At 48.4% G+C, this 11,716-nt stretch carries 11 protein-coding genes and 1 pseudogene; 7 read left to right on the top strand and 5 right to left on the bottom strand.

Translation table 11 applies throughout. The features are described 5' to 3' along the window. Nucleotides 1-1,005: a YpdA family putative bacillithiol disulfide reductase gene (locus LN737_RS08650; protein WP_405517985.1), complete on the top strand. Its 1,005-nt coding sequence runs from the start codon at nt 1-3 to the stop codon at nt 1,003-1,005. Nucleotides 1,006-1,067: 62 nt separating this feature from the next. Here the strand turns inward: LN737_RS08650 and LN737_RS08645 are convergent, their stop codons facing one another. Then, on the bottom strand, nt 1,068-1,328 hold the full coding sequence (locus LN737_RS08645; protein ID WP_405517984.1) for a hypothetical protein: 261 nt from the start codon (nt 1,326-1,328) through the stop codon (nt 1,068-1,070). 567 nt (nt 1,329-1,895) lie between these two features. On the opposite strand from LN737_RS08645, the gene LN737_RS08640 reads away from it, so the two are divergent. From LN737_RS08640 to LN737_RS08615, 6 genes are all read left to right on the top strand, one after another. Next, a complete protein-coding gene (locus tag LN737_RS08640; protein ID WP_405517982.1) occupies nt 1,896-2,696 on the top strand; it encodes a Rossmann-like and DUF2520 domain-containing protein in 801 nt (266 codons plus the stop codon). Between the two features lie 205 nt (nt 2,697-2,901). After that, the gene (locus tag LN737_RS08635) at nt 2,902-3,351 is read left to right on the top strand and encodes a hypothetical protein (protein WP_405517980.1); all 450 of its coding nucleotides are present in this window, start codon (nt 2,902-2,904) and stop codon (nt 3,349-3,351) included. Between the two features lie 12 nt (nt 3,352-3,363). Further along, on the top strand, nt 3,364-3,873 hold the full coding sequence (locus tag LN737_RS08630) for a hypothetical protein (protein ID WP_405517979.1): 510 nt from the start codon (nt 3,364-3,366) through the stop codon (nt 3,871-3,873). Nucleotides 3,874-3,900: 27 nt separating this feature from the next. Beyond that, the gene (locus LN737_RS08625; protein WP_405517977.1) at nt 3,901-4,980 is read left to right on the top strand and encodes a WD40/YVTN/BNR-like repeat-containing protein; all 1,080 of its coding nucleotides are present in this window, start codon (nt 3,901-3,903) and stop codon (nt 4,978-4,980) included. Nucleotides 4,981-5,057: 77 nt separating this feature from the next. Continuing rightward, nucleotides 5,058-6,173, top strand: a complete 1,116-nt coding sequence (locus LN737_RS08620) for a glycosyltransferase family 1 protein (RefSeq protein WP_405517975.1) — start codon at nt 5,058-5,060, stop codon at nt 6,171-6,173. Further along, a complete protein-coding gene (locus LN737_RS08615) occupies nt 6,170-7,351 on the top strand; it encodes a glycosyltransferase (RefSeq protein ID WP_405517974.1) in 1,182 nt (393 codons plus the stop codon). Before LN737_RS08620 ends, LN737_RS08615 begins: the two co-directional genes overlap by 4 nt. A gap of 23 nt (nt 7,352-7,374) precedes the next feature. Here the strand turns inward: LN737_RS08615 and LN737_RS08610 are convergent, their stop codons facing one another. The 4 genes and pseudogenes from LN737_RS08610 to LN737_RS08595 all read right to left on the bottom strand — a co-directional run bounded on the left by LN737_RS08610 (nt 7,375) and on the right by LN737_RS08595 (nt 11,620). Next, nucleotides 7,375-8,679 (bottom strand): enolase C-terminal domain-like protein, encoded by a 1,305-nt coding sequence (locus tag LN737_RS08610; protein ID WP_405517972.1) that lies wholly within the window; start codon nt 8,677-8,679, stop codon nt 7,375-7,377. A gap of 95 nt (nt 8,680-8,774) precedes the next feature. Beyond that, nucleotides 8,775-10,102: pseudogene (locus tag LN737_RS08605) on the bottom strand (GntP family permease). Nucleotides 10,103-10,310: 208 nt separating this feature from the next. Further along, nucleotides 10,311-11,084 carry an HpcH/HpaI aldolase/citrate lyase family protein gene (locus tag LN737_RS08600; RefSeq protein ID WP_405517970.1) on the bottom strand — a complete coding sequence of 258 codons (774 nt, stop codon included), beginning with the start codon at nt 11,082-11,084 and terminating at the stop codon, nt 10,311-10,313. A 167-nt stretch (nt 11,085-11,251) separates the two neighbouring features. Then, the gene (locus tag LN737_RS08595; protein WP_405517968.1) at nt 11,252-11,620 is read right to left on the bottom strand and encodes a hypothetical protein; all 369 of its coding nucleotides are present in this window, start codon (nt 11,618-11,620) and stop codon (nt 11,252-11,254) included. Nucleotides 11,621-11,716: the final 96 nt, after the last annotated feature.

Below are 11,716 nucleotides of genomic sequence, written 5' to 3'. Positions count from 1 at the left end.
ATGCAACTCTACGACGTACTTATTGTTGGCGGAGGCCCCTGCGGACTTGCCGCTGGTATCGAAGCGACGAAAGCCGGTTTAAGCCATCTGATTCTGGAAATGGGCAGCCTGACCGAATCCATCCGGCAGTACCCACGTCGGATGCGGTTTTTCTCAACCGCCGAAAATATCGAGATTGGTGGATTGCCGTTCGCCATTTCAGACGTAAAAGCTGGACGTAACGAAGCGCTTCAATATTACCGAAAAGCAGCGGCTTATTATAAGCTGAATTTCAAACTGTTTCAGGAGGTCTGGGAGGTTCATAAAGAAGGTGACGTATTCATCGTGACAACCACAGCCGGAGAACAGTATCGGGCACGTAAAGTCATTATGGCTACAGGCTATTTTACCCGACCTCGCTGGCTCGATATTCCGGGCGAAAACCTTCCGCACGTATCCCATTACTACGACGAACCTTTCAAGTACTCATTTACAAACGTCGTGATCATTGGCGCATCGAATTCGGCCGTCGAAGCAGCGCTGGAATTGTATCGGCACGATGTCAACGTAACGATTGTACACCGGGGCGAAGATTTTCGGAGTACGGTAAAGTACTGGCTCGTTCCCGACGTAAAAAACAGGGTGAAGGAAGGCCGGATAAAAACGGTATTCGATTCGTGTGTTACGCAGATCGACGAACGGCAGGTGATTGCTGTTAACGTAAAAACAGGCGAGGAAACCAATATCCCGGCCGATTTCGTGTTTATCCTGACGGGCTATATTCCCGACGCAGATCTGTTACGTCGCTGCGATATTGAACTCAACCCGGAAACGCAGGTGCCGGTCTTCGATAAAGAAACGTTTGAAACAAACATACCCGGCCTATACGTTTGCGGAACGGTACTGGCGGGTATTTATACGGAGAAGGTATTTATCGAAAATGGACGTGAACACGCTCAGTCGATCATTGACCATATTATGGGCCGCGAAGTTCACAAAGTTGCCGAGCTGATTCAGCGAATCTGATTTAACAACACCTAATACCAAATGAGGGCTAGAACGACTAGTTTCTAACCCTCATTTGGTTACTAAGCATATTCCAGCGCTTTTTCTGTTGACCGGATCCGATCATATTCTTCCTGAACGGCTTTCGCAAAAGCAACCTTATCTGATTTCCGGTAAAGTTCAATTTGCTTTCTTCGGGAAGGTGGGCGAAAATCACGGTTTATCTGTTGGCAAGCTACCCACAAATCTGGGTTCAGTTTGATTTTGTACTGTCGAATTGGCGTATCTACCCCAAACCAAAGGTTAATGATATTATTGACAGTCGGTTTGATAACAACACTCATGACCTATTTTAAAGTTTAGTAATTAATAACTGGTTGTGGACTAATATGTTTTTTTTGTAAACCTGCAACTGATTAATTAAAGGTATGTAGTTACACAATAGCCTCAAAGAATAATTGTATTAACGGTGCCCTTTGCTGGATGAACCGTAGAAAAGCCCTTATGAAGTGCTTAACCTATTGGGTGGTTTGACTTAATAAAGGATAATTCGTTTCGTTTCTACTTTAAAAAAGACATTAAATTCTTTTAATAATGCATATCACGCATTTTTCTAACGTATTAGAGTGATTTTATAGTACAAAATCGCAGCGGAATTTTAGTGAACGGTTGCCTATGACTCTCTAGAAATACGATTAATCCTATTCATCTTCCAATAATTCTATTTATCTTTAATACAGTTTTCAGGTCTCCCAACCGTTAGCCTTTTCTGCCCTGACCATAATGGTCAGGGCTTTTTCTTACCGCTCTGATTAAAGCCCAAAGTTCTCCTTTACTTATTGTAACATACTGATCACCTGTACAAGGGTTAATCAGGCACTGACTTAAGTAAAATAATCCTATACTTGCTCATGGAAATTTCTTTTATAGGCGCGGGAAATCTGGCCTGGCACCTTGCTCCTGCCCTGGAAAATGCGGGTCATCATATCAACGAAGTATACAGTCGGCAACTTCAGCACGCCCGGCAGCTGGTCAGCAATCTGTACGATGCCCATACACATTCGGAATTAAACTTTGCCGATAGTCCTTCAACCTTATTCGTTCTGGCTGTTCCCGACGATGCGCTGGAAGACGTATGCTCGCGTCTGGTTTTGCCCGAACAGGCAACCCTGGTCCACACCTCAGGCAGCAAAAGCCTTCAATCACTTGAACAGTGGATGGATATCTACAGCGACGTACCTGTAAAAACCGGTGTGTTTTACGCCCTCCAGACGTTCACCAAAGGGCAGCCCTTTATGGCTTTTGAAGAGATCCCGCTGTGCATTGAATCGACAGACAAAGCTACCGAAGACGCGTTGGTGCAATTGGGGCAGGACGTGAGCAATATCGTTTATCTGATTACGTCGGAAGAACGGCGAACTTTGCACGTAGCGGCTGTACTGGCCTGTAATTTCACCAATCACCTGCTGGCGCTGGCTCATGATCTGACGACGCAGAATGGGCTCGAATTTGATTTGTTACGTCCGCTGATTACGGAAACGTTTCGCAAGGGTCTGGCGGTCAATAACCCGGCTAACGTACAGACCGGCCCCGCCCGACGAAATGATCTCACCACAATCAGCGATCACCTGGCTTTACTGGCTAATCAGCCGAAATTAGCTGAAATCTATCAAATCCTGACAGACAGTATCCGTCAATACTATGGTCGATAAGTCGCAGGGGTTTAATACGTACTGATATTAAGAAACGAAAAATCAGACCTTTGTTCTTTTTCAACTACTTTAACTTTACAAATTCACAAAATCCTACACTATTAGCTCAGCTATTCACATATTTTAATAACTTGCACTATAGGCTTGTGTATTAAAGTATCTGTGAGCATTATCAACTACTGTATTAGCTGTATTTATTTTGAGAATGGGGTCATTAGAACAGGTGAATACGAAAAATACTTCCCCGGAAGTGCTTACCAAGGCGGACCGGCTGGCTTTATACGACAAATACAGTTCGATGGCGTACGGGGTGATTTTGCCCATCCTTCCGGAACCAGAATTGGCTCAAACGGTGTTGGTCGATTTATTTGCCTCTTTACAATTAACCATCGGGACGAGAGTTCCTACAGCTATAGAAATCATTCGATTAGCACGCACGAAGGCATTAGCGGCCAAACCAATGCTTATCCAACAGGCATCCGTATCCAATCCGATTGTGGCTGTCAACGACGGCATGAGTAGGACCAAACGTATTTTCAATTTATCATTCTGCCAGGGGTACAGCATCGAAACCATTGCGGAACAGTTACAGCTATCCCAAACGAATGTATTAAAAGAGTTTTATACCTATTTCAAGCATCTTCGTTCGTCTTAACTATCTAGCACCTTGAAGAATTATCAATATTTAACAAGTGGTGTTCTGGAAGCATATCTGTTAGGCTTAACCACTGACGAAGAAAAAGCTGAACTGGAAAAGATACTGACAACCGATCCAGAGGTTTTAGCTCAGTTGAATGATCTGGAAACAACAATAGAAGATTATTTTCAGCGCAACGGTGTTCCGCCCCCGCCGAGCATTCGGGAGAAGATCGAACTACGTATCAGCGAAACGGAAATAACCCGATGGGAAGGTGTAAAACGTACGGATTCATCTAAAAAAGCTGAGGATTCTCAATCGACAGAATCACCGTATCTACAGGTCGAAATCAGTGATACCCACATACGCGTCCATAAATACTGGCGTACGGCCTTTATTGCCGTTTTCATCCTCTCAAAAGTATTCCTGATACTCGGCCTTTATTATTATTTCAAATCGGCTAGCCTGGCCGACGAAGTAAGCCGACTCAAATCGGCAACGCAACAATCAAACCCGTTGCCTGAGGGAAGAGCGAAGTAAATAAGTCATTTATGCGTTTATTTGTCGATGCCTACTCTCGCTGAGTGGGAGGCATTCGGACATACTCCTCATATACTGATGAAATACGTCGTTATCAGTCTCTTTATCAGTCTTTTCACTCGCTTCACGACCTTTGCGCAATGGCAGCCACAAGCCGTAGGTACGGATGCCAGTTTCCGATCGGTAAGCGCGGCCGGGCCTGCTATCGCCTGGATTGGCGGTACTAAGGGGACGTTTATCCGAACCATTGATGGTGGCAAAACCTGGCAGACAGGCAACGTACCAGATGCCGAAGCCTGTGATTTTCGCGATGTGCAGGCGATCGATGCCCAGACGGCTTACCTGATGAGTGCAGGCCCCGCCGAAAAAGGTCAGGCTCGCATCTATAAAACGACAGACGGCGGCCAAACCTGGTCACTGCAATACCAGACCCAGCAAGCCGGTGTTTTTTTCGACAGCATGGACTTTTGGGATAAAGAACATGGAATAGTGGTGAGCGATCCGGTAAATGGCAAATGGGTTGTGCTGACAACCGACAACGGTGGTCAAACCTGGCAGCCGGTTTCACCAGCGGTCCTTCCGCCTATGGAACCCAAAGAGGGCGCTTTTGCAGCCAGTGGGTCCAGCCTGGTGGTACAGGGAAAACGTAACGTCTGGATTGCATCTGGAATGGGCAAATTTGGACGCGTATTTCACTCCTCCGACCGCGGCCAAACCTGGTCAGTTAGCAGTACACCACTACCCGGCGGTGAGTTCGCCGGTCTATGCGGTATGCATTTTTTCAGTGAGAAAAACGGTATGGTTGTCGCGGCCAATTACAAACCCGATCAGCCACAACCCAGCCCCAATACGGCCATCACCCGCGACGGTGGTCAAACCTGGCAGGTCACGGCTCCAATCGAGCCGCCCGGCTTGAAAGAAGCTATTGCCTTACTCTCTGGCGACCGCATTTTAGTGGTTGGCCCTTCAGGAACCAGTTTGTCGGCCGACCAGGGCCAGAGCTGGCAAAAGCTTGATACAGAAGCCTTTCATGCTGTCGCCTGCGTGAAAGGTACGTGTTACGCTGTGGGTGCAAAAGGTAGAGTGGCCGTGCAGCACTTTAAATAATGAGAGTCTTAACCAGCGCCTGCTTTTGCCAGTGAATAACCGACGACATGGAGTTTATGCGTAAACTTGTGCCGGATATGAAAATCTTGTACGATCACCAGGCTTTTACAGCGTCGCGTTTTGGAGGGGTAGCCCGGTATTTTTACAACTTGATGGTTGCCTTACAGAAAAAAGGGATTGATGTCGTTCTCTCTGTCTGGTTTTCCAATAACCATTACCTCCTCTCCGGCTCTGAATTTCCAACGCAGCCATTTCGGTTTTTCCTGGGTCCGATGCGCACGAATATGCTGTTTTCGCAAGTCAACCGATTATGCAGCACAATTCAGTTACTAAGAAAGAATTACGACATTTTTCATCCAACGTTCTTCCATCCTTACTTCCTGAATTTCATCGGAAACAAACCTTTTGTCATGACGTACCACGATGCGATCAAGGACAAATTCGGGGAGCGATTCGGGCATCTGGACAACGCATCGAAGGAACAAAAGAAAGTATTGTTTGACCGGGCCACCCATATCATTGCGGTATCGGAAAATACGAAAAACGACTTAATCCAGATTTTCCAGCTCGATCCCGCCAAAATTACGGTCGTTTATCACGCCACGAATTTTCGCGACTTGGTAGTGCCCGATACGTTCCAACTCGATACCCCACCTTCGTATTTGCTTTATGTGGGCACGCGGGGCAGTTATAAAAATTTCGCTCCGTTTTTGAAAGCCATTACGCCGGTTCTAAAAAAACATACGCATATCCAGTTTATATGTGGCGGGGGTGGCGACTTTAACGCCGATGAAAAGCAACTGATTGACAGCCTGGGTTTAAGCGGACGGGTGATTCATTATTTCATTAATGATCTGGTATTGTACCGCTTATATCAACACGCACTGGCTTTTGTGTATCCGTCCCTCTATGAAGGCTTTGGCATTCCGATTCTGGAAGCCTTTGCTACAGGCTGCCCGGTTGTATTAAGCAACAGTTCCTGCTTTCCGGAGGTGGCTCAGGATGCCGCGCTTTATTTTGATCCGGAATCTGAAGCATCGATGAGCGAACAAATCGAGCGGATAATTCTGGATGAACCGCTGCGGCAGTCGTTACGTCAGAAAGGCTTTCTGCGGCAGCAGGCTTTCTCACCCGAAAATATGGTAAACCAAACGCTGAATGTTTATCGGCGTGTTGTCGCACAGGTATCGTGAGAAAAATTCTGTTATTTGACACCATCATCGATGGTCATCACGCTGATTATCTGAGTCATCTGATCAACTATTGGCTCCAGCATCAGCCAGAAGGTGAACTGATTGTCGTAGCGCAGGCTTCATTTGAGCCTATCTTTCGTCAGTTGCAGGAGAGTGCCCCCATTGTTACCAGCGTTCAGTACGTACCGATTTCACAGCAGGAAATTGAAACGACGCATCAGGGCTCGGTAATCGGTCGTTCATTTCGGGAGTGGAATCTGCTGCTGGATTACTGCCAGCGCTATCAGCCAACGCACGCACTGCTGATGTATTTCGATATCTTTCAGCTGGGGTTATGGCTGGGTCGAAAAGCGCCCTGCGCGATTTCGGGCATTTATTTCAGACCCGACTTTCATTACCCTCCTTCCTCGGGCCTGAAAGCCCGGCTGAACGTATTGCGTAAACGAGCAACCCTACACGGTGTGCTGAAGCAGAGCACATTGAAAAATCTCTTCTGTCTGGATCCCTCCGCCGTTACGCTCGTGCGCGAAATGAACCCACGGGTCAATGTTATTCCACTACCTGACCCCGTAAAATCCTACGTTATTACGTCTGGTGAAATCGAAGAACTTCGTAGCGCCCTGTTAATCAAGCCGGGCCGAACCGTCTTTCTGCTATTTGGTCATTTAGATGAGCGAAAGGGCATTGAACCGTTTCTGGAAGCACTCAATCAGCTAGACCCTGCCGTTCAGCAGAAGATTTGTTTTTTACTAGCGGGAGCCATTCGCCCTGACTATCAAGCCCATATTGAGCAGAAAATTTCAGCAGTCAGTCCAGATGTTCAGATCGTCAGTGTGTTTAAAGAAATCAAAGGCAGGGCCATTCAGGTATATTTCGAACTGGCCGATTACGCCCTGACCCTGTATCAGCGGCATGTCGGTATGGCTTCGGTACTTATCCGGGCGGCTATATCGGGCAAGCCACTACTTTCGTCTGACTACGGATATATGGGACAGTTAGTCAAAAATGAGCAGTTAGGAGCTGTTACAGATTCCGCTTCACCAACCACCATTCGTGAGTTGCTGGAACAGGTCATGACCGAGGGAATTTCCTATTCAGAAACGAATCTTCGAAAATTAGCCGAGCACAATTCAGACGTATCGTTTGCCCGAACAATCCTTGAGCAACTTAACGAATGATACGTCTGAGCGGATTCCGTTAATCACCAGCGAACCGATTGAAACGTCCAGCCCGGTTGCACTTTCTGCATTTCCGTTTCGTCATCACGTTTTGTCAGGCCGCAGTCGAGGTAGTTCTGGTGCAGTTTTTCCAGGGCTTCCCGGTCTAGTTCCACGCCCAAACCAGGTTCCTGAGGAACACGTACGGTTCCTTCTTCAAACGTAAAGCGACCCGACGTAATGACTTCATCTGACTGCCACGGATAATGCGTATCCAGGGCGTAGGGTACTTCAGGTAAGGCAGCCCCCAGATGAACCATTGCCGCCAACGAGATTCCCAAATGACTGTTGGAGTGCATCGACAACCCACGCCCGAACGTTTCGCAAATCCCCGAAAGGGTCATGGACGAACGTAATCCACCCCAGAAATGATGATCCGACAGGATAATATCTTCTGAATTAATAGCGATACTGGCCGGGATGTCGGCAAACGAAGTGGTGCACATGTTAGTAGCCAGTGGCGTTTTGAGCGCTTTCCGCACTGCTGCCATGTTTGCCTGCCCCCGCACCGGATCTTCCAGGTATTCCAGTATGGGTTCCATCTGCTTGCCGTAATAAATAGCCGTTTCTACTTTCCAGAGAGCATTCGGATCAACACGCAGGGGTACATCCGGACCAAAAGCGTCGCGCAGGGCAAACATGGCATCGACCTCTTGCTGTGGTTCAAATACGCCCCCTTTCAGTTTGATCGACTGAAAACCAAACTCGGCACACATGGCTTTAGCCTGCGCCACAATACCGGCCGGGTCCAGCGCAGCCGCCTGTCGGGCAGCAGGCCAACCCTGTGCAGCCGGATCGGTGCCAAAACCAAGCGTACCACCCGCTCCTTCGTATTTATAAAACAGGTAAGCCGAAAAAGGCACTCGATCACGCATTTTGCCACCTAGCAAATCGACAACTGGCCGACCTGTCACTTTTCCGATAACGTCGAGACAGGCGACTTCGATGGCGCTGAAAATATGTACCAGTTTCCGTTGATCCCAGGGCGTTTCGCCCCGCTGGGCTGCGGTTTCAGTACCAAAGTGATCGGTTAAAACCTGCCGGATTTCACTAAGCTGGAACACATCCTTGCCGATCAGCAGCGCTCTGGCTTCTTCCAGCGCCATGTCAATATCCTTATTTCCAGGAATTTCGCTGATGCCCGAAATAGAATCGTCGGTCACCAGTTCAACGATGGTACGTAACGCATAGGGTGCGTGCAAACCAGCCGCATTTAATAGTGGCGGATCGACGATGGCAATGGGCGTAATGTGTATTTCCTTGATTCGCGGACCAGTTTTATAAGGCATAGTTTTGGATGAAATATGGTGTCGTCATTAGTCATTACGCTTCGCTGTCATTGGTCATTGGCTGATAGTCGGTAGTATTTCAAATGACTAATGACTTAAACAAGTGGGAACAGTTGGGCAGCAATCATAATCACGACGAGTCCTGCTAATCCCATCACAACCAGCAGGGGCGAAATGGTTTTCAGCGCTTCCTGTTCGGTTAAGTTACTTAGCTTACAGATGATCCAGAAACCGGCGTCGTTCATCCACGGAACCAGCTTCGAGCCACAGCCGATGGCCAATCCCAGATAAACCGGATGGAACTCCAGATGGGCGCTGCTTGCCATTCCCGACAGAATGCCAGAAGCGGTAATGAGCGCTACTGTAGCTGATCCCTGAGCCGTTCGAACAACAGCCGCAATGAAAAAAGCCATCGGAATCAGGGCCATCTGGTAATCTTTGGTTAGATCGGCGATACGGGCACTTATGCCCGTCTGCTGGAGCATACCCCCAAAGGCGCCACCCGCAGCGGTGATGAGAATAATACCTCCCCGCTCATCAGAGCCGCCTGCACAAAGGGTGTTAACCCTTCTTTACCGGCGCTCTTTTGCCTGGCCAGAATCAGCAGAGCGGCAATACCGCCCGAAACGATGGCAATGTTTTTATCGCCGAAAAATCGGATCAGACTTATAAGTTTAACCAAAGCGGGCGAGTCGGTAAGCGGAATGCCGGGTGTTGCCATCGCTGTAAGGGCCGTATCGGCACAGATAAAAACCAGTGGAATTAGAACCGGCAGCAGCGACACCCCCAGAGCAGGCAAATGAGCGTCTTCTTTGGCGGCAATGGCTCTGATATCGTCCAGTTTCGCATCCAGGGCGTCGCGTAGAGGAATAGGCCATTTACGGTTGGCCCAAAGGGCAAAAAAGTACCCACTGGTAATGGTAAAAAGTCCCACAATCGTACCGGCAATCATCATCAGGCCGATAGGAATATGCATTTCACCGACTAAAAACAGCGGACCGGGAGCCGGTGGAACCAGCGAATTCGCCATAGCTGCACCCGCCATGATGCAGAGCACCAGTAGCAGATAATTTTTGCCAATTCGAAGGGTCATGGCTTTGGCTAAGGGCATCATCAGAAAAATGACCGTATCGAAAAAGACCGGAATACCCAGAAAAAAACTGCCGACCAGAAACGCAATCGGTGCTCTCTCAATACCCGTCAGCCGAAGCATGGACCGGATAATACGTTCCGCTGCCCCACTTTCGAGCATACACTTACCAATGATAGCCGCCATGGCAATCAGAATCCCGATTTTCCCGCAGGTGCTTCCGAATTCCGTAGCGATCCGTTCGCCAATTCCTTTTTTAGCCAGTGCCTGAGCAGCCGCAGGAGCCGTTCCCTTCGCAAGAGCAAACTGCTCGATGGCCGAAGCAGGCGTCATCAACGCAACGACAAAAGCACCGAGGCAACAGGGCTAAAAACGGATGCAGCTTCAATCCAATAATGCCACCAACCACAATAATTACGCCGACAGCCAGGATTACGAGAGGATCAGACATTGACAGGGAGTTTAGGAATGGGTAGGTATCGTGGTGTCCGTGGTGTCGGTTTTGAGAAACCGACACCACGAACACCGCACCACCGAACGATTATTTATAAATGGATCGAAAAGCATCCAGCTTTCTGGCCATCGAGCGGGCACCATCAGCGACGAACGTAGCGTCAGCTCCGCAGGCAATCAGTTGTATGCCTAGTTCATGATACGTCTGATAATCGTCGGGGTTGAAAAATAGGATACCCGTTGCTTTACCTGCTTTTTGCGCGGCATTGACGGTTTCCCGCAAGGCTTCTTTAAAACGGGGATGATCGAACTGCCCGAAAATGCCTAACTCCATCGACAAGTCGGCAGGGCCGATGAAGAGTACGTCGACCCCTTCGATATTAGCCACCTCATCCAGATGATTCAGCACCCCGACGGTTTCGATCTGCACCACGCCCAGAATCGTTTCCCTTGACTCCTCATAATACTGATTGAAGTGTTGAGCGAATCCCGATGCCCGTACCATCTTGGCCACACCCCGGCTTCCGTGCGGAGGATAATGAAGCCCGCTGACTACTTTTCGGGCATCATCAGGACTCGTGATTTTCGGGCACATGATTCCCTCCGCGCCCATATCCAGCACCCGATGAATCCGCTGACTTTCGGCACTTTCGACCCGAACGATTACCCCCGCCGATGTATGCTCCAACGCCTGAAGCTGATAGAGCGCATCTTTCTCGGAACCAGCACCGTGTTCGAGATCAATGAGCACCCAATCGAAACCCGACTGCCCCACAATCTCAGCGGTAAGCGAACTTCCCAGGTTCAGCCAGCACCCGTTCAGGGTCTCTCCCTGTTTAAGTCGTTTCTTCAGATTTTTCATGTATACGTAAAGGCAGGACAAATCCGGCTTTACTTTTACCCAGCTAAATACCGACGGTTAACTAAATGGTTTTCAGCCTACGGACAGCTTTGAACAGGCGTAAAACAAAACTTCCCGAAAGCTCGTGGCCTTCGGGAAGCAGGGATATAAAATAGAAACAACTACGTTCAATATCGTTCGTTGCCTTCTTCCTCTTCTTCGGATAGTTCGATGATCTGCTCTTCAATATCGTCATCCGACAAATCACTGTCATCGTCCAGCTCATCTGTAAATTCATCCATTTCCTCATCGTTGGAAATTTCGTCGGTAGCATGACGAGCCGTAGCCGTATCTGTGTACAGCAACGTATCAGACGCTTCTTCGTCGCCCGGATTCATAATATCGGGGTTGTTATTGACTCCTAAACCCGCATAAACCACGGCATCCTGTTCCTCATCGTTCAGGGGCATGCGATTATGACGGGGTGACATACCTTCGAGGGGGCCGCCCGTATTCTGATCTACGCGCTGTTGGTCGGGGTTGTTTGTATTTTCCATGCGGTTTAGTGACTGGTGGTAATGACTGAAATGTAGAAGTAATTTACGATTTATTTTCGTCACCAGACATACTCACTAACCATCATTTACCGAAAG

The sequence above is a fragment of the Spirosoma sp. KNUC1025 genome (assembly GCF_045160025.1).
In the GTDB taxonomy this organism is placed as follows: domain Bacteria; phylum Bacteroidota; class Bacteroidia; order Cytophagales; family Spirosomataceae; genus Spirosoma.
The sequence above is the reverse complement of the archived record's forward strand: the minus strand, read 5'-3'. Positions and strand labels throughout refer to the sequence as shown.